The organism is Micromonospora sp. B11E3 (genome assembly GCF_039871625.1).
GTDB lineage: Bacteria > Actinomycetota > Actinomycetes > Mycobacteriales > Micromonosporaceae > Micromonospora.
Map to the genome: position 1 here is coordinate 64,522 of NZ_JBDPMC010000024.1, position 18,382 is coordinate 82,903.

General features: G+C 76.6%; 14 protein-coding genes. 12 read left to right on the forward strand and 2 right to left on the reverse strand.

Annotated elements, in window-relative coordinates:
* Positions 1–75 precede the first annotated feature (75 nt).
* The 5 genes from ABGB16_RS14945 to ABGB16_RS14965 all read left to right on the forward strand — a co-directional run bounded on the left by ABGB16_RS14945 (position 76) and on the right by ABGB16_RS14965 (position 6,272).
* Positions 76–777, forward strand: a complete 702-nt coding sequence (locus ABGB16_RS14945; protein ID WP_347668631.1) for a response regulator transcription factor — start codon at positions 76–78, stop codon at positions 775–777.
* Positions 774–2,330: a HAMP domain-containing sensor histidine kinase gene (locus ABGB16_RS14950; RefSeq protein WP_347668632.1), complete on the forward strand. Its 1,557-nt coding sequence runs from the start codon at positions 774–776 to the stop codon at positions 2,328–2,330. The genes ABGB16_RS14945 and ABGB16_RS14950 overlap by 4 nt, the downstream gene beginning before the upstream one ends.
* Before the next feature lie 62 nt (positions 2,331–2,392).
* Positions 2,393–4,111, forward strand: a complete 1,719-nt coding sequence (locus tag ABGB16_RS14955; protein WP_347668633.1) for a trypsin-like peptidase domain-containing protein — start codon at positions 2,393–2,395, stop codon at positions 4,109–4,111.
* A 285-nt stretch (positions 4,112–4,396) separates the two neighbouring features.
* Positions 4,397–5,065, forward strand: a complete 669-nt coding sequence (locus tag ABGB16_RS14960) for a BON domain-containing protein (RefSeq protein WP_347668634.1) — start codon at positions 4,397–4,399, stop codon at positions 5,063–5,065.
* Between the two features lie 148 nt (positions 5,066–5,213).
* A complete protein-coding gene (locus ABGB16_RS14965) occupies positions 5,214–6,272 on the forward strand; it encodes a glycosyltransferase family 4 protein (protein WP_347668658.1) in 1,059 nt (352 codons plus the stop codon).
* Positions 6,273–6,381: 109 nt separating this feature from the next.
* Here the strand turns inward: ABGB16_RS14965 and ABGB16_RS14970 are convergent, their stop codons facing one another.
* Positions 6,382–7,923, reverse strand: coding sequence for a protein kinase (locus ABGB16_RS14970; protein ID WP_347668635.1), 1,542 nt, complete (start codon positions 7,921–7,923; stop codon positions 6,382–6,384).
* 156 nt (positions 7,924–8,079) lie between these two features.
* Here ABGB16_RS14970 and ABGB16_RS14975 point away from each other — a divergent pair, with 156 nt between their 5' ends.
* The 7 genes from ABGB16_RS14975 (at position 8,080) to ABGB16_RS15005 (ending at position 17,091) form a co-directional block, all read left to right on the forward strand.
* Positions 8,080–8,913 (forward strand): patatin-like phospholipase family protein, encoded by an 834-nt coding sequence (locus ABGB16_RS14975; protein WP_347668659.1) that lies wholly within the window; start codon positions 8,080–8,082, stop codon positions 8,911–8,913.
* Positions 8,913–9,935: a 1-acyl-sn-glycerol-3-phosphate acyltransferase gene (locus ABGB16_RS14980; RefSeq protein ID WP_347668636.1), complete on the forward strand. Its 1,023-nt coding sequence runs from the start codon at positions 8,913–8,915 to the stop codon at positions 9,933–9,935. Before ABGB16_RS14975 ends, ABGB16_RS14980 begins: the two co-directional genes overlap by 1 nt.
* Positions 9,936–9,944: 9 nt before the next feature.
* Entirely contained in the window at positions 9,945–10,265 is a 321-nt protein-coding gene (gene cutA, locus ABGB16_RS14985) for a divalent-cation tolerance protein CutA (protein WP_347668637.1), read from the forward strand.
* A gap of 47 nt (positions 10,266–10,312) precedes the next feature.
* The gene (locus ABGB16_RS14990; RefSeq protein WP_347668638.1) at positions 10,313–14,173 is read left to right on the forward strand and encodes a hypothetical protein; all 3,861 of its coding nucleotides are present in this window, start codon (positions 10,313–10,315) and stop codon (positions 14,171–14,173) included.
* 186 nt (positions 14,174–14,359) lie between these two features.
* Entirely contained in the window at positions 14,360–15,430 is a 1,071-nt protein-coding gene (locus ABGB16_RS14995) for an acyl-CoA desaturase (RefSeq protein WP_347668639.1), read from the forward strand.
* 168 nt (positions 15,431–15,598) lie between these two features.
* Positions 15,599–15,892: a 4a-hydroxytetrahydrobiopterin dehydratase gene (locus tag ABGB16_RS15000; RefSeq protein ID WP_347668640.1), complete on the forward strand. Its 294-nt coding sequence runs from the start codon at positions 15,599–15,601 to the stop codon at positions 15,890–15,892.
* A complete protein-coding gene (locus tag ABGB16_RS15005; protein ID WP_347668641.1) occupies positions 15,889–17,091 on the forward strand; it encodes an FHA domain-containing protein in 1,203 nt (400 codons plus the stop codon). The genes ABGB16_RS15000 and ABGB16_RS15005 overlap by 4 nt, the downstream gene beginning before the upstream one ends.
* 76 nt (positions 17,092–17,167) lie before the next feature.
* On the opposite strand, the gene rocD is transcribed toward ABGB16_RS15005, so the two are convergent.
* Positions 17,168–18,382, reverse strand: coding sequence for an ornithine--oxo-acid transaminase (gene rocD, locus ABGB16_RS15010; RefSeq protein ID WP_347668660.1), 1,215 nt, complete (start codon positions 18,380–18,382; stop codon positions 17,168–17,170).

Below are 18,382 nucleotides of genomic sequence, written 5' to 3' on the forward strand. Positions count from 1 at the left end.
CGCCCGGCCCCGCTCTCAGGGACTTTCCAGGAAGCGCCCAGCGCGGGCGCAGCGACATCGCGGATGATGGTCCGCATGGCCACTACCCAGACCGAGGCGCGACTGCTCGTCGTCGAGGACGACCCGAACATCCTCGAGCTGCTCTCCGCGAGCCTCCGCTTCGCCGGCTTCGACGTGGCCACCGCGACCAGCGGCAGCGCCGCGCTGAGCGCCGCCAAGGACCACCGCCCCGACCTGGTGGTGCTCGACGTGATGCTGCCCGACCTCGACGGCTTCGAGGTCATCCGGATGCTCCGCGAGGGCGGCACCCGTACGCCGGTGGTCTTCCTGACGGCCCGGGACGCGACGGACGACAAGATCCGCGGGCTCACGCTGGGCGGCGACGACTACGTCACCAAGCCGTTCAGCCTGGAGGAGCTGACCGCCCGGATCCGGGCGGTGCTGCGCCGGACGACCACCGGGGAGCAGGCCCCCTCCCGGCTCACCTTCGCCGACCTGGAGCTGGACGAGGAGACCCACGAGGTCTACCGGGCGGGGCAGCGGGTGCAGCTCTCGCCGACGGAGTTCAAGCTGCTGCGCTACCTGATGCTCAACGCCAACCGGGTGCTGTCGAAGGCGCAGATCCTCGACCACGTGTGGAACTACGACTTCCGGGGCGACGACAACATCGTCGAGTCCTACATCTCCTACCTGCGCCGCAAGGTGGACAACACCCAGCCCCGGCTCATCCACACGCTGCGCGGGGTGGGGTACGTGCTGCGCAAGCCGGCGGCGTGAACGCCGTCCAGTTGGCGAAGGGGCGGTTGCGGGGCGTACCGCTGCGGGTGAAGCTGGTCGCGGCGGTGCTGGCGCTGGTCGCGGTGGCGCTGGTGGTGATCAGCTCCCTGACCACGTACTTCCTCCGCGACTACCTGGTCGTCCAGGTCGACGGCGAACTGTACGCCTCTGCCCAGAACATCGAGGACTTCGCAGCGGCCCGCGCCGAAACGCTGAACATCCCCCCCACCGACTACCTGGTAGTGACGACCGACCCGAACACCGGTCAGCTGTACGGCGACGTGTACGACACCCACCGGTTCCGCGTCAACGACCTGCCGCCCTGGCCCAGCGACGCGGCAGGCTTCGCGGCGAAGGTGGGGAAGCCACGCACCGTCCAGGCGCGGGACAGCGCGGTGCGCTGGCGGGTCCTCTACACCCAACTGCCCAACGGGCAGATGGCGATGATCGGCCAGCACCTCACCGACGTGGACCTGGCGGTGAAGCGCCTGATCTGGATCGACCTGTTGGTCGGCAGCGCCGTGCTGATCCTGCTCGCCTCGCTCGGCGCGGCGATGGTCCGCACCAGCCTCAAGCCGCTGGTGGAGATCGAGCGGACCGCCGCGGCGATCGCCGGCGGCGATCTGACCCGGCGGGTGCCGGACCCGGAGGAGGGGCATCCCTGCCCGACCTCCGAGCTGGGCCGGCTGTCCCGGGCGCTGAACGCCATGCTCACCCAGATCGAGGCCGCCTTCACCGCCCGGGCCGCCTCGGAGACCGCCGCCCGGGCGGCCGAGGCCGGCGCCCGCGACGCCGCCATCGCGGCGCAGGCGTCCGAGGCCCGGGCCCGCCGCTCGGAGGAGCGGATGCGGCAGTTCGTCGCCGACGCCTCGCACGAGCTGCGCACCCCCCTGACCACGATCCGCGGCTTCGCCGAGCTGTACCGCCAGGGCGCGGCGCGGTCCCCGGAGCAGACGGCCGGGCTGGTGCGCCGGATCGAGGACGAGGCCGCCCGGATGGGGCTGCTGGTGGAGGACCTGCTGCTGCTGGCCCGGCTGGACCGGGAGCGACCGCTCTCGCTGGCCCCCGTGGAGCTGCCGGTGCTGGCGTCCGACGCCGTGCAGGCGGCCCGCGTGGTGGCCCCGGACCGGCGGATCGCGCTGGACATCGTGCCGGGCTCCGGGCCGCTGCTGGTGTACGGCGACGACGCCCGGCTGCGCCAGGTGATCGGCAACCTGATGACCAACGCGCTCACCCACACCCCGCCCGAGGCGTCGGTGACCCTGCGGCTGCGCGGCGAGCCGGGCAACCTGGCGGTGGTGGAGGTGGCGGACACCGGCCCGGGGCTCTCCCCGGAGCAGGCCGAGCGGGTCTTCGAGCGCTTCTACCGGGCCGACGCCGCCCGCACCCGACGGGCCGGGGGCGCCACCGGGACGGGCCTGGGTCTGGCCATCGTGGCTGCGCTGGTGGCCGCCCACCACGGCACCGTCGAGGTGGACGAGACGCCGGGCGGGGGAGCGACGTTCCGGGTCCGGCTGCCCCTCGCACCCGACACGGACGGTGAGGGCGAGTGACTTTCAGCGAACTTCCAGGTGGATTCCAGGCCGGTCGCAGTGGGGGCGGGCAAGCTGGGGACATGACCGAGTACGAGACCGACCCGCAGCGGCGGCCGGCACCCTCCGACGCCGAGCCGTCGCAGCCCACCGCCGAACTGCCCCGCGCGGAGCGCGAGCACTCCGACTCCCCGGCCGTCGAGCCCGCCGCTCCGGCCGCCTCCGCCCCCACCGCGCCCACCGTGGCCGACGCCGCCCCGACCGCGCCCGCCGTGGCCGCCTCCGCTCCCGCCGCGGGCCCGACCGCCTCTGCCCCCGCCGCGGGCCCGACCGCCTCTGCCCCCGCCGCGGGCCCGACCGCCTCCGCCCCCGCTGCGGGCCCGGTCGCCGCCGCCGGCAGCGAGGCCACCGCCGGCACCGGCCACGCCGCGCCCGCCCCCGCTTCCGCCCCGCCGGTCGCGCCCGGCTCCGGTCCCGCGCCCGGTCAGCACCCGTACGGCGGGTACGCCCAGCCGGCCGCCACGCCGTCGGCGCCGGCATACCCGGTGTCGGGGCAGCCGCAGCCCGCCGCGCAGTACCCGGCCGGCCCCTGGCAGCAGGGGCAGCAGTCGGGCTGGACCGGGGGCGCGCAGCACCAGCCCGGCACCGGCGGATACACCCCGCACCCGGGCGGTCCCGCGTACCCGACGGGCCCGTTCCCGCCGCAGCACGCCGGCCAGCCGGTCCCGCCGTGGGCGCAGGGCACGGCCGTGCGGCCCAGCCGGATCGCGAAGCTGGCCGGCGCCGGCGTCGCCGTGTTCGCGCTGATGCTCGGCTCCGGCGTGGCCGGTGGGGCGCTCGCGGTCGCCCTGGACTCCGGCTCCGGCGGGATCACCCGCACGTACTCGGCCGCGCCGGTGATCAACAGCGCGGACCTGCCGAAGATCGCCGCGTCCGTCCAGGACAGCGTCGTCTCGATCACCACGGGCAGCGGCGAGGGCTCCGGGGTCATCCTCACCGCGGACGGCTACGTGCTGACCAACAACCACGTGGTCGCCTCCGCCGGTGGCGACAACGTCCGGGTGGTCTTCGCCGACGGCAAGCAGGTCCGGGCGGAGATCGTCGGCACCGACCCGAAGACCGACCTGGCCGTGGTGAAGGCCAGCGGCGTCAGCGGGCTGAAGGCGGCGAAGTTCGGGGACAGCGACGCGATGCAGGTCGGCGACCAGGTGCTCGCCCTGGGCAGTCCGCTCGGCCTCCAGGGCTCGGTCACGGCCGGCATCCTCAGCGCGCGCGACCGCACGATCCAGGCCGGCGGCGGCCAGCAACAGGATCCGCGGCAGGGCGCCAGCTCGATCTCCGGGCTGCTCCAGACCGACGCGCCGATCAACCCGGGCAACTCCGGCGGCGCGCTGGTCAACACGCGGGGCGAGGTCATCGGCATCAACACCGCCATCGCCACCTCCGGGCAGAGCACCGGCAACATCGGCGTCGGGTTCGCCATCCCGAGCAACAAGGCCAAGGACGTCGCCGGCAAGCTCCAGCGGGGCGAGAAGGTGAGCCACCCCTCGCTCGGGGTGAGCGTGACCGCGGCCGAGAACGGCGGGGCGGTGGTCGCGTCCGTGACGCCGGGCAGTGCCGCCGAGAAGGCCGGCCTCCGGCAGGGCGACGTGATCACCAGGTTCGGCGACACGGTGGTCAACGACTCCGAGGACCTGGTGGGCGCCGTCCAGTCCCGCAAGGTGGGCGACCAGGTCGAGGTGCAGTACCAGCGAAACGGATCGCCGGCGACGGCAACCGTGACGCTCGCCGAGACGTCATAACAGACACGCAGACCTGCCTCCTCCTGGCGGCGGGTGGCGGGGCCAAGGGGGTTGGCCTCGTCACCCGCCGCCTTTTCCCTGCTCCGGGCGGCCCCGGTTCCCTGCTCCGGGCGGCCCCGCCGCCATGTCGGCGGCATGGCGGTGTCCCACGGGCTCGAACGCCCCCATGTCGGCGACTCGGCATCCCGCGGCGCCGGGGAGGACTCACCCGGTCCGGGTGAGCCGCGCTCACCCCGCCGTCCGGCACGGTGACGGCAGCAGCGCCCAGCGCGGGAGAGGAGTGCCATGACGACGGCGGCGACCACCCGGACCGACCCGGAGATCCAGCGCGACGTCCTCGCCGAGTTGGACTGGGACCCTCAGATACCGCCGACCGTGGTCGGGGTCTCCGTCGTACAGGGCGTGGTCACCCTGACCGGCTCCGTCGACAGCTACGCCGACCGCTGGGCGGCGGTGCGGGGCGCCCAGCGGGTCCGGGGCGTCCGCGCGGTCGCCGACGACATCGAGGTACGCCCGCCCGACGTCTCCGGGCCGACCGACACGGACCTGGCCCTGGCGGCCAGCCGCGCCCTTGAGTGGGACAGCTTCGTGCCGGCGGAACGGCTGGACGTGACGGCCGCGAACGGGTGGCTGATCCTGCGCGGCGAGGTGGAGTTCGGCTGGCAGCGGCGTACGGCCGAGCGGGAGCTGCGCCGGCTCCGCGGCGTACGCGGGGTGACCAACCTGGTGGAGGTCCGGCCGGCGCGGCCGTCCGGCCAGCGCGCGCGGCACGACCTCCAGCGGGCCCTGTCCCGGAGGCTGGGCACCGAACGGGTGGTCGCCGAGCTGCACGGCGACACGGTGGTGCTCAGCGGGGTGGTCCGGTCCTGGTGGGAGCGGGACGAGGCGGAACGGGTCGCCTGGTCGGCCCCGGGGGTCCGGACGGTGGACGACCGGCTCGTGGTGGCCGGCTGACGCCGGTGGCGGTCCAGGGGCGTCCGTTTGCTCGGGGTCCGGCCGGGAAAGCGTCCGATCGCGTTGTACGTGGGACCGACGGGGAGGACTCGTGGCCGTTGACCGTCAGCCGACCGACCGTTCCGGGGAACGGCGGCTGCGGATCGCCATGGTGGTCCCGCCGTGGCTGTCCGTGCCGCCCCCCGGGTACGGGGGGCTGGAGTACGTGGTGGCGGGCCTGGTGGACGGGCTGGTCGGCCTCGGTCACACGGTGACCGTCTTCGGGGCCGGGCAGGACCACGGCACCCGGGCCCGGTACGTCCCGGTGGGCGTCGACATCCAGTACGAGCGGCTCGGCGAGGCGATGCCCGAACTGGCCCACCTGGCCCAGGTCGCCCACCTGGTCGGCCCCGAGGACTTCGACATCATCCACGACCACACCATGATCGGCCCGCTCGTCGCCGGCCGCCGCACGGTGCCCACCGTGGCCACCGTGCACGGCAACCCGGTCGGCGAGTACGGCACCGTGCTCAGCGACACCGACGTGGGTGTCGGGCTCGTCGCCATCTCGCACGCGCAGCGCCGGATGAACCCGGCGCTGCCCTGGGTGGGCACCGTGCACAACGCGCTCGACACCGCCGGCGTGCCGTACAAGAGCGCGCCGAGCCGGGGCGCGGTGCTGTGGCTGGCCCGGTTCAACCCGGACAAGGGCCCGGACCTGGCGATCCGGGCCGCCCGGGCGGCCGGCCTGCCGCTGGTGCTCGCCGGCAAGTGCAACGAGCCCGGCGAGCGCCGGTACTACGAGGAGGTGGTCGAGCCGCTGCTCGGCGACGACGTGACCGTGGTGCTCAACGCCGACCGGGAGGCCGCCCTGCGGATGCTGGTCGACGCCCGCTGCCTGATCATGCCGATCCAGTGGGAGGAGCCGTTCGGCATGGTGATCGTCGAGGCGATGGCCACCGGGACGCCGGTGGTGGCGCTCAACCGGGGGGCCGTGCCTGAGCTGGTCCGCGACGGCGTGACCGGGCTGGTCTGCGACCAGCCGGACGACCTGCCGGACGCGCTGCGCCGGGCCGGGGCCCTCGACCCGGCGGCGTGCCGGGCGCATGTGACGGAGAACTTCTCCACCACCGCGATGGCGCTCGGCTACTCGGGCGTCTACCGGGACTTCCTCGACGGGACCACCCGCGCCGCGACCCGCCGGCCGGCGCCGGCGGTCGCCCGTTGACCGACCGCCGTCAGGCCCCGGCGGTCGCCCCGTCGACCGGCCCTTTCACGCCCCGGCGGTCGCCCCGTCGACCGGCCCCGTCACGCCCCGGGCCGTCGCCCGAACCCCGTCACGCCCCGGCCGCGCCGAGCTGCTTGAACGCGTTGTCGAGCCGGCGGGCGTACGACGTGGTGATGCCGCCCTGGCGTTGCCGCTGCGCGATCTCGTCCCGGGCCCGCCGCACCGCGAGCGTCAGCTCGCCCGGCCCGCTCGCGGCGGTGACCTGGCCGAGCAGGTCGCGCAGGTCGGCGCCGACGTCGGCGCGGATCCCGCCGCTGGCCACCCCGTCCTCGATGAGCTGCTCGACCCGGTCCGCCGCCGCCGTGAGGCTTTCGCTGGTCAGCGCGGGCCGGGTGGCGGTGGCCGCTGGCGGCGGGGCCGGGCGGGTCGGGTCCGGCGCGCGGGTCGCGGTCGGGGAGGTCGGCGGGGCGCTGCGCAGCGCGTCCGGTGCGGCTGCCGACGCGGCGACCGCCGGGTTCCGGTCCGGTAGGGCCCCCGACGGCGGGGCGGGCTCCCTGGTCAGCACGGGGACGAGCAGCGCTGCCCCGGCGAGCAGCACCGCGCCCGTCACGACCAGCGGCACCAGCCGGCGTCGGCGCGATCCCCCGGGCCGCCCCGGCGGGGCCGGCTCCGCCCCCCGGGCAGCGGGCGCGGGGTCGGCCGGGCGGCCCGCCCCCGGGTCGTCCGGCGGGGGCGACGGCAGGACCCGGGCCGGTGACGGCTCGGGCGGGCCGACGATCGAGGGCAGGGTCACGGTCGGGGCGAGCATGGTGGCGGCCTGCGGGTCGGCCGGCAGCAACTGGTCGCGCAGCACCCCCGCCACCTCCTGGGCGGTGGGCCGGTCCCGGGGATCCCGGGCCAGGCAGCGTAGGCAGGTCCGGGCCACCTCGGCGGGCAGGCCCGGCACGTCGAGCGGGGGCGGGGGAGCGCCCGTCGCCAGCGCCGCGCCGAGCTGCTCCCAGGTGTCCGCCGGGTACGGCACCCGCCCGGTCAGCGTCTCGTAGAGCAGCACGCCGAGGGAGTAGATGTCGGTGGCCGGCTGCGCCGGTGCGCCGTGCAGCCGCTCCGGGGCGACGTACGCGGGCGTACCGAAGGCGCCGTCCTCGTCCGGGGCGCCGACGTGGGTGGCGATGCCGAAGTCGAGCACCTTCGCGCCCACGGGCGTCATCATCACGTTGGCCGGCGTGATGTCCCGGTGCACGATGCCCAGCAGGTGCGCCGCCGCGAGCGCCTCGGCCACCTGCGCGCCGATCCCGACGGCCTCCGCCCAGGGCAGCGGCCCCTCGGCCAGCCGGTATTCCAGTTCGTCTCCGCCGAGCAGCTCCATCACCACGAACGAGGTGGTGCTCCCGTCCGGGGCGACCGTCTCGCCGTAGTCGTGCACCGAGGTCACGTGTGGATGGACGAGCTGGGCGGCGGAGCGGGCCTCCTCCCGGACCATGTCCCGGAACCGGGGGTCGGCCGCCAGGGAGGGCGCGAGCACCTTGAGGGCGACGACCCGATCGAGCACCTCGTCCCGGGCCCGCCAGATGACCGACATGCCGCCGGTGCCGATCTGGTCGATGAGCCGGTACCGGCGGGCCAGCAGCCTGCCGGCGTGCAGCTTTGCCATCGGGGTCGCACCTGCCTGGGTCGGGGCCGTATCAGGTTGCGCGAAGGTGTCCAACATGTCAACGGCCGTCCGGTCCCTGCCGTCGTGTCCGTCCCGGCGAGCGGCGGGCCGGGAGCGCGGACGGCCGGCGTGACCGCCCGTGCCAGGATGAACGGCATGGTCGGCGGTCCGGTGGCGTTCGTGCTAGGCGGCGGGGGAGTCCTCGGCGCGGTGGAGGTCGGCATGCTGCGCGCCCTGTTCCGCGCCGACGTGCGCCCGGACATGGTGCTCGGCACGTCCATCGGCGCGGTCAACGGCGCCCTCGTCGCCGCCGACCCGTCCGAGGCGGTCACCGACCGGCTGGTCCGGCTCTGGGCCTCGCCCGAGGCCAGCGAGGTGTACGGCGACTCGGTCGCCCGGCAGTTGCGTCGCTTCGCCGCCCGGACCCACCTGCACTCGCCCCGGCCCCTGCGCCGCCTGCTGGAGACCGAGCTGGGCGAGGGCACGACCTTCGCCGACCTGCGCGTGCCGTTCCGGTGCTGCGCGGCGAACATCGAGCGGGCCGCCGAGCACTGGTTCGACAGCGGTCCGCTGGTGCCCGCGGTGCTCGCGTCCGCCTCGGTGCCGGGGCTGCTGCCGCCCACCGAGATCGACGGCCAGCACTACGTCGACGGGGGGATCGTCAACTCGATCCCGATCGGCGAGGCCGTCGCCGCCGGGGCGCGGCAGATCTTCGTACTCCAGGTCGGCCGGATCGAGCGGGAGCTGACGCCGCCCCGGCGGCCCTGGGAGATCGCGCAGGTCGCGTTCGAGATCGCCCGCCGGCACCGGTTCGCCCGGGAGATGGCCGCGCTGCCCGAGGGGGTCGAGGTGCACGTGCTGCCGACGGGTGGGCTGGGGCCGCGGGAGGACAGCCCGTGGGCGTACCGGGACATGGCGGCGGTGGGGCGGCGGATCAGCCGCGCGTACACCGCCTCCCGCCGCTACCTGGCGACCCACCTGGAACGCTGATGCCGCTGCCACCCCGGTGGGTCCGTCGGCTGCTGCTGGCGCCCGGCGTGGTGCTGCTCGCGGCGCTCGTGGTGACCAGCATCCCGGTCTGGGCGCTGCTCGCGCTGGCGCTGTCCCCCCTGGTGCCGGGCCGGCTGCGGCCGCTGCGGCTGCTCTGGATCGGCTGCCTCTACCTGGTCTGGGACGCGGCGGCGCTGGTCGCCCTCTTCGCCCTCTGGCTGGCCTCGGGCTTCGGCGTGCGGGCGCGGGCGCCCGTCTTCCAGCGGGCGCACTACGTGCTCGCCGGGGCGTTCCTCCGGGTGTTCTTCTGGCAGGCCCGGTGGACGCTGCGGCTGACCATCGACGTCGTCGGCACCGACCCGGACACGGCGCTGCCCGGCCGGCCGGAGCTGGTGCTCTGCCGACACGCGGGCCCCGGCGACTCGTTCATCCTGATCCATGCGCTGGTCAACTGGTTCCACCGGGAGCCCCGGATCGTGCTCAAGGAGAGCCTCCAGTGGGACCCGGCGATCGACGTGCTGCTCAACCGACTGCCCAACCGGTTCCTCGCGCCGACCCGCGAGCGGCACGAGTCCGTGACCGCCCAGATCGGCCACCTCGCCACCGGACTGGACGACGACGACGCGTTCGTGATCTTCCCGGAGGGCGGCAACTTCACCCCGCGCCGCCGGCTGCGGGCCATCGCCCGGCTGCGCGCGCTCGGCCTGGAACGCATGGCGCTGCGCGCGGAACGGATGCAGCACGTGCTCGCCCCGCAGCCGGGCGGGATGCTCGCGGCGCTGGAGGCCGCCCCGGACGCCGGGGTGATCTTCGTGGCGCACACCGGGCTGGACCGGATGCTCACCGTCGCCGACGTCTGGCGGGAGCTGCCCATGGACAAGCGGATCGTGATGCGGTTCTGGTCCGTACCGCCGGAGGAGGTCCCCACCGGCCGGCAGGAGCGCATCGACTGGCTCTTCGACTGGTGGGCCCGGATCGACGAGTGGATCGCGGCCAACCGGAACGGCGCCGACGCCGCGTAGGGTGCGCTCGTGGAGCAGATCAGCGTGGTGACGACGGTGGTGGACAGCCGGGCGGTCGCGGACGTGCTGGCGGCCGCCGCGGTCGCCGGCCGGCTGGCGGCGTGCGCCCAGGTCGGCGGCCAGGTGGACAGCACCTACTGGTGGCGGTCGGCGGTGGAGACCAGCGCGGAGTGGTCGGTGCGGTTCAAGACCGCGCCGGACCGGGTGACGGCGCTGGTCGACCAGATCCGGGCCACCCACCCGTACGAGGTGCCGGAGATCCTGGTGACCCGGGTGGACAGCGGCAACCCCGACTACACGGCCTGGGTGTACGAGCAGACCCGGCCCTGAGTACGCGCACTCTGGGCTCGGTGGCGGGCGCCCACCATGATGGCCGCGTGGATTCGAGTGGCTACCCCTGCCCGGGGTGCGGCGCGCCGGCCGACCTGAGCGTCGGCTGCCGGCGGTGCGGCCGGGCACCCGACCCGGCGGCGGCCGAGGTGATCCGGCTGGACCGGGAGATCGGCACGCTCACCGAGCGGGCGGAGCACGCCCGCCTGACGTACCTGGAACTCGCGGCGGCGGTCCGCGCCGCGCAGGCCCGCCGGGCGGAACTGGCGGCCCGGATACGGGCGGCGACGCCGTCGGGCGCACCGCGCCCGGCCACTGCGGCGCCCGGTCCCGTGCCGGCGGCCGTGCCCCGCCCCGCGCCCGGGCCGTACCCGTCGACCGCGGCACCCGGTCCCGTGCCGGCGCCCGTGCCCCATCCCACGCCCGGGCCGTACCCGTCGACGGTGCCGACCGGCGGACCGGAGACGTCGACCCGGACCGTGCAGGGGCTGCTCTTCGTCCTCGGCGGTCTGCTGCTGGGCACGGCGGCCGTGGTCTTCACGGCGGTCGCCTGGGCCGCGGTGGGGATCACCGGGCGGGCGTTGATCCTGCTCGCGTTCACCGCGCTCGCCCTGGCCGTCCCGCCGGTGCTGGCCCGGCGGGGGTTGCGCGGCACCGCCGAGACGTTCGCCGCAGTGGGCCTGCTGCTGGTGGCGCTCGACGGGTACGCCGCCTGGTCCGTGGACCTGTTCGGGGTGGCCGGCTGGCCGGGCGCCCGCTACGCCGCGCTGGTCGGGGGGGCCAGCGCGGCGGTGGCGGCCGGCTACGGCCGGCTGACCCGCCTGGCGGTGCCGTGGTTCGCGGCGCTGCTCGCCGCGCAGCCGGTGCTGCCGCTGCTCGCCGCCCCGGCCCGCCCGTCGGCGGCCGGCTGGACGCTGGTGTTCGTCGGCGTCGCGCTGCTGGACCTGGCCGTCGTCGCCGCCCTGCGCCCCCGCGGCCCGGCGGCGCCGGTTCCGCCTGCGGCGCCGGTTCCGCCTGCGGCGCCGGTTCCGCCTGCGGCGCCGGTTCCGCCTGCGGCGCCGGTTCCGCCTGCGGCGCCGGTTCCGCCTGCGGCGCCGGTTCCGCCTGCGGCGCCCGTTCCGCCTGCGGCGCCCGTTCCGCCTGCGGCGCCCGTTCCGCCTGCGGCGCCCGTTCCGCCCGCCGCGCCCGTTCCGCCCGCCGCGCCGGCCGTGCCCGTTCCGCCCGCCGCCTCGGCCCCGCTGCCGGCCGGACCGCTGGCCACGATCGCGGTCTCCGGGGGGTCGGTCGTGGCCGCCGGTCGGGTGCTGGCCTGGGTCGGCCACGGCGTCGCGCTCGCCGTCGCGGCGGGGTGCGCGTTGGTGCCGCTCGCCTGGGGGCGGGCCGCCGGCTCGCCGCTGCTGGCCGGGGGGCCGCTGCTGCTGGTGGCCCTCGCGCTGCTCGGCGCGGCGCTGGTCGCCGGCGGACGGGCGTTCCGCGCGATCGCGGCCGGGGCGGTCGTTCCGGTGCTGGCCGTCGCGTTGCTCCGGCCGGCGGCGCAGCTGCGACCGGGGCTGCTGATGCTGGCGGCGGCGCTCGTGGCCCTGGCGCTGGCCGGCGCGGTCCGGCTGCTGCCTCGCCGGGTCGGGGCCGGCCCGCGCGTCGGGGCGCTGGTCGTGGCCGGCGGGACGGCGCAGGTCGCCGTGCTGCTGGCCGTGCTGCTCGGGGCGGTCGGGGTGGGCCGGGTGCTGCCGCCGTGGCGGGGCGTCGGCACGGCCCCGGATCTGTCCTGGGCCTGGCAGGTGCCGGTGGCCGTGGCGGTGACCGCGGTCGCGCTGGCCGCGTTGCTGGCCCGCGCGGCGTGGCCGGCGATCGCGGCGGTGGCAGCCGCCTTCGCCGTGCTTCCCGTCGGGAGCCTCGGCGGGGTGCCGTGGGCAATGGTGCCTGTCGCCGACCTGGCCGTCGGCGCGGCGCTGCTCCTGCTCGCCGTCGTCCGGGGGCGGCGCTGGTGGACCGTCCTGGTCCCGGCCGGGGCCGGCGCGGTCCTGGTCGGGCACGCGCTGCTGGTCGGCCTGGCCGGCCCGGCCGGGGAGGCGGCCGTGCTCGGCGCGGTCGTGCTGCTCGGGGCGGCGGTCGCCGCCCGGGGGCGCCGGGCCGGCGCCCCCGGGCGGGGGGTCGCCGGGGTCGCGCTGGCCGGCGCGCTGCTGGCCGTGCCGGCCGGGGCGGCCGTCGCGCTCCTGGCCGCCGGGGCCGAGCCCTGGTGGCGGGCGCGGGCCGCCCTGGCCGCCGTCGCGCTGACGCTGCTCGGCCTGCCCGCCGTCCGTCGCCGGTGGGCGGAACTGACCGGGTACGCCTCGACCGCGCTCGCCCTCGCCGCCGCGCTCGCCGGGCTGGCGCCGCTGGTCGTACGGGGCGACGAGCCGGTGGCCCTCTACGCCGCGCTGGCCGCCCTGCTGGCGATGCTCGTCGGGTCGGGGGCCCGTCCGGCGGGCCCGCTCCGGCTGACCGGGCTCGGACTGGCGGCGGTCGCGCTCCTCGCCGTCGCCCCGGTGACCGTCACCGTGCTCGTCGCCCCGTACGGCGAGGCAGCCCCGCCCTGGTCCGGCGCGCCGACGGGCGGCCCGGTGCGCGGCGCCGCCGCGGCCGGCGTGGCGCTGCTCGTGTTGACCGTGGCCGCCGCGCTGGCCGGCCGGGCGGCCGTCGACGGTCCGTCCCGGGCTGCCGTCGACGGTCCGTCCCGGGCTGCCGTTGACGGTCCGTCCCGGGCTGCCGGCGGTTCGCTTCCGGCCGCCGGCCGGCCGTCCCGGGCGGGCGCCGGGCTGGCGGCGCTGCCGTTCGCCGCGGCGGCGCTGCCCGTGCTCCTCGCCGCCGCCGGCGCCCCCTGGCCGGTGGTGCCGGCCGTCGTCCTGCTCGTCGGGCTGGCGGCCCTGCTGGCCGCCGCGCTGGCCCCGCCCCGGCCGCTGCTCGCCCCGGTGACCGTGCCGGTCGGGCTGGTGGCGACCGGGTCCGGGCTGGCCGGGCTGTTCGCCACCCGCGCCGGCACGCTCGGCGGTCTCGGCACGCTGGTCGTGGCCGCCACGGTGGTGGCCGTCGTCGCCCGGGCGGGCGCGGTGCGGCTGGCCGGCGCGCTGGCGGCGGTCGGCGCGGCGACCGGGTTCGCGCTCACCGCGGCGTTGGCGGCCGGCCTGCCGGCGCGCTCCGCGGCGTATCCGGTGCTGGCGGTGGCCGCGCTGGTCCTGGCCGTCGCCGCCCTGACGGCCCACCGGGCCGGGACCGTGGGGCGGGCGCTGGACGGCGCCGCCCAGGCCGTCGCCCTGGTCGCGCTGCTGCTGGCCGTCGGGTCGTACCGGCACGCCGCCGCGGTCTGCGTGCTGTGGGGCGTCGCGGTCGGGCTGCGGGTGCTGCCCCGCGGGCCGGCCGGGCGCCGGTGGACGTTCGCCGGCATCGCCGGAGGCAGTGAGCTGCTCGGTGCCTGGCTGCTGCTGGCCGCGGGTGGAGTGGCGCTGCTGGAGGCGTACACGCTGCCGGCGGCGGGGCTCGCGCTGGCCGCAGGGACGGTGGCCCTGCGTACCCGACCGGGGTTGAACAGTTGGCTCGCGCTCGGCCCCGGGCTGGCCGCCGGGCTGCTGCCCAGCCTGGTGTCGGTGCTGTTCGCCCCCGAGCCGCAGCCCTGGCGGCGGCTGCTCCTCGGGGCCGCCGCGCTGACCGTGGTGCTGGCCGGGGCGGCCCGCCGCTGGCAGGCGCCCGTGCTGCTCGGCGGGGGCACGCTGGCCCTGCTGGCGCTGCACGAGCTGGTCCGCGGCTGGGACCTGCTGCCCCGGTGGATCTTCCTGGCCGCCGGCGGGCTGGCCCTGATCGGCCTGGCCACGACGTACGAGCGGCGCCGGCGCGACCTGGCCCGGCTCCGGGCGGCGGTCGGCCGGATGGGATGAGCCCGACGCCCGACGCCCGGCGCCCGACGCCCGACGTCCGGCGCGGGGCGGTGGCCCGGCCGGGGTGGGGCTCGCCCTACCCCGGATTCGGGGGCCGTCCGGGTTACTCAGCGCGACCGATTCCCGGAGACTCGACACCAGGCACGCCGCCCGGCGTGACCCGGTTGTCGAGGTACGGGAGCGGAAATGGTGCTTGCAGCGGTGGCGGACCCGTCGGCCCGGCGGGGCAGCGACTACGCACAGTTGTCCCGTCGGATCGGCGCAGCGGGCCTGCTCCGGCGCCGGCCCGGCGGGTACGCCGTCCGGATCGCGCTGACCCTGGCGGCCTTCCTGGCCGGCTGGGCGGCCGTGCCGCTCGTCGGCGACTCGTGGTGGCAACTCCTGGTCGCGGCCGGCCTGGCCGTGGCCACGACACAGGTGGCGTTCCTCGGGCACGACGCCGGGCACCGGCAGATGTTCCGCCGGCGGGGCCCCAGCGAGGTGGCCGGCCTGCTCGCCGGCAACCTGGCGGCGGGGCTCAGCTACGGCTGGTGGGTGGACAAGCACAACCGCCACCACGCCAACCCGAACCACGCCGACGAGGACCCGGACGTCGGGGCCGGCGCCCTGGTCTGGACGCACGAGCAGGCGGCCGCGACCCGGGGGTTCGGGCGGTGGCTGGCGCGGCGGCAGGCGTGGCTGTTCTTCCCGATGCTGCTGCTGGAGGGACTGAACCTGCACGTGGCGAGCGTCCGGGCGCTCGTCGGGCGGGGGCCGGACGGGCGGTTCGCCACCCCGGTGCGGCACCGGGCGGTCGAGGGACTGCTGCTCGCGGCGCACGCCGCCGGCTACCTGGGCCTGCTGTTCACGGTGCTGTCGCCGGGCAGGGCGCTGGCGTTCGTCGCCGTCCATCAGGGACTGTGGGGGCTCTACATGGGTTGCGTGTTCGCGCCGAACCACAAGGGCATGCCGATGCCGACGGCCGACGACGACCTGGACTTCCTGCGCAGGCAGGTGCTCACCGCGCGCAACGTCCGGGGCGGCCGGTTCGTGGACGTGGCGCTCGGCGGGCTGAACCACCAGATCGAGCACCACCTGTTCCCGAACATGCCCCGCGGCAACCTGCGCCGGGCCCGGCCGATCGTGCGGGCGTACTGCGCCGAGCGGGGCCTGCCGTACGTCGAGACCGGGCTGGTCGAGTCGTACCGGCAGGCGCTGGCCCACCTGCACGAGGTCGGGCGCCCGCTGCGCGGCCCCCGACCGGACGCCGGGGCCTGAGCCGCCGTACGCACCACGGGGCGGCACCGACCCGCGCCGCCCCGTCGCGTCGATCGAGCGGGCGTCAGCCGCCGGGACGCGGTGTCGGGCCGCGCGTTTCCGCAGCTCCCGACCCCGTACGAGGTGGCGGGAGAGTGCCGGGCGGGCGCCTGCCGGTAGGGTCGGGCCATGGCAGACGTGCTCACCGCGGAGGCGGTGCGAGACGAGCTGGGCGCCCTGGCGGACTGGACGGGAGACCCGACCGGGATCAGCCGTGCCGTCGAGCTGGGCAGCTTCCCGGCGGCCATCGCGGTGGTCGACCGGGTCGCCGTGGTGGCCGAGGAGCTCGACCACCACCCCGACATCGACATCCGGTGGCGGACCCTGACCTTCCGCTGCGTCACCCACTCCGCCGGCGGGGTCACCCACCGTGACCTGGAGCTGGCGCGGCGGATCGACGACATCCTCCGGAGCGCCCGATGAGATTCGAGATCAGCAAGGTGCTCGACGCCATCGAGGGGCGGGTCTGCACCGACCCGTCGCTGGCCCGGGCCGTCCTCGACCTGGCCGAGGTGATCCGCTACCAGAACCTCGACAGCGGCCGGCCGGCCAGCCTGCTCCGGCTCGGCATGGTGATCGACGCGCTCGCCCGCGAGCTGGAGGAGGACAGCGTCCCGGTCTACGCGGTGGTGCACCGGGCGCTGCTCTCCGACGCCGACCTGACCTCCAACGAGCGGATGGTCGTGCGCCGGTGGGCCGACGACGGCCTGGTGGAGGTGCTGGACAATCCGGGCGACCGGATGCTGGAGGTCGCCGACCTGCTCGGGCTGCCGGTGCTCAGCCGCGCCCGCTTCGACGGGCTGCGGGGCCGGTTCCCGTGGCTGGTCGAGCAGCCCGGCCGGGTGCTCGCCCCGGTGCCCGGCGCGGGCGGGCCGGTGTTCATCGCCCACGTCGGCGGCGGGAACGTGCCGGTCGCCGGCAGCCGCTCGCCGGCCGGCGCGAAGCTGCTCGCCCGGCAGTGGCGCTGCCCCGAGCCGGGCTGCGCCCTGTTCGGCGGCGGCGGGGGCGGCGGGGCGTTCGCCGACCTCGCCCGGGTGGACCGGGCCCCGGCCGGCCAGCCGCCGCCGTCCCTGCGCAACGGGGTGCCGATCTGTCCCCGGCACGGCGCCCGGCTGGGCGACGCCGGGCCGCGCCCGCGTACCGAGGTGCTGGCGGTGCGGATCGGCGGGATGGTCCGCCGCCGGTTCGTGCTCACCGAGGGGCAGCCGGTGCTGGTCGGGCGCGCGCCGGACCAGCAGGGCGGAATCGTGCTCGGCCAGTGGCTCAACGACGAGGCGCGGCGCTGGATCAGCCGCAGCCACCTGCGGTTCGAGCTGCGGGCGACTGCTCCAGGTCGCGGCGCGGCGTCAGACGCGCCGAGCTGGAGTGGTCGGGGCGAGGTGATCGTGACGGACGTCAGCACCAACGGGTCCGGCATCCGCCCGGGCGGCTCGATGGCCGAGCCCGACCGCGTCCCGCTGTCCCCGCAGCAGTCCCGGGCGCTCGCCGCCAGGGACATGGTCGAGCTGTACCCGGGAGTGCAGGTCGGCCGCGCCGAGGACCTGCCGACGGGTGCGCCGTTCACCCCCACCTCGGTGATGGCCGAGGCCCCCACCATGGCGATGCGGCTGCCCCGCCCCTGAGGCCGGCCGCCGCAGGTGGGCGAGAACGACGGCGGGCGCCGGGACCGTGGTCCCGGCGCCCGCTCCGCGTACGGGATCAGCCGGCCAGCACGGCGGCGAGCTGGGCCACCAGGTGGTCGATCTCCTCGGCGGTGATCACCAGCGGCGGGGCGAGCCGGATGGTGGAGCCGTGCGTGTCCTTGGCCAGGATGCCCCGCTCCATCAGCCGCTCGCACGCCTGCCGGCCGGTCATCAGGGCCGGGTCGATGTCCAGGCCCGCCCACAGGCCCCGGCCCCGGACGGCCAGCAGGCCCTTGCCGACCAGCCCTCGCAGGCCGGCGTGCAGCCGCTCGCCCAGCTCGGCCGAGCGGCGCTGGAACTCGCCCGTGGCCAGCAGCCGGACCACCTCCGTGGCGACCGCGCAGGCCAGCGGGTTGCCGCCGAACGTCGAGCCGTGCTGGCCCGGCTTCAGCACCCCGAGCACGTCGGCGTTCGCGGCCACGGCCGAGACCGGCACGATGCCGCCGCCGAGCGCCTTGCCCAGCAGGTACATGTCCGGCGTGACGCCCTCGTGGTCGCAGGCGAACGTCTCGCCGGTGCGGCCCAGGCCCGACTGGATCTCGTCGGCGAGGAACAGCACGTTGTTCTCGTCGCAGACCCGGCGCACGCCCGGCAGGTAACCCGCCGGCGGCACCACGACGCCCTGCTCGCCCTGGATCGGCTCGATCAGCACCGCGACGGTGGTCTCGTCGATCGCGGCGGCCAGCGCGTCGAGGTCGCCGTAGGGGACGACCGTGAAGCCCGGCGTGTACGGCCCGAAGTCGGCCCGGGCGTCCTCGTCCGTGGAGAAGCTCACGATGGTGGTGGTGCGGCCGTGGAAGTTGCCCTCGGCCACCACGATGTTCGCCTGGCCGGCCGGTACGCCCTTGACCTGGTAACCCCACTTGCGGGCCACCTTGATCGCGGTCTCCACCGCCTCCGCGCCCGTGTTCATCGGCAGGACCAGGTCCTTGCCGCACAGCTCGGCCAGCTCACGGCAGAAGTCGGCGAACTGGTCGTGGATGAACGCCCGGCTGGTGAGGGTCAGCTTGTCCAACTGCGCGCGCGCGGCGGCGATCAGCTGCGGGTGCCGGTGGCCGAAGTTGAGCGCCGAGTAGCCGGCGAGGCAGTCCAGGTAGCGGCGGTTGTCCACGTCGGTCAGCCAGGCGCCCTCCGCCGAGCTGATCACCACCGGCAGCGGGTGGTAGTTGTGCGCCGTCCAGCGCTCCGCGTCCCGGACCGCACCCGGCGTCCGCAGCATGTCGTCGACGAT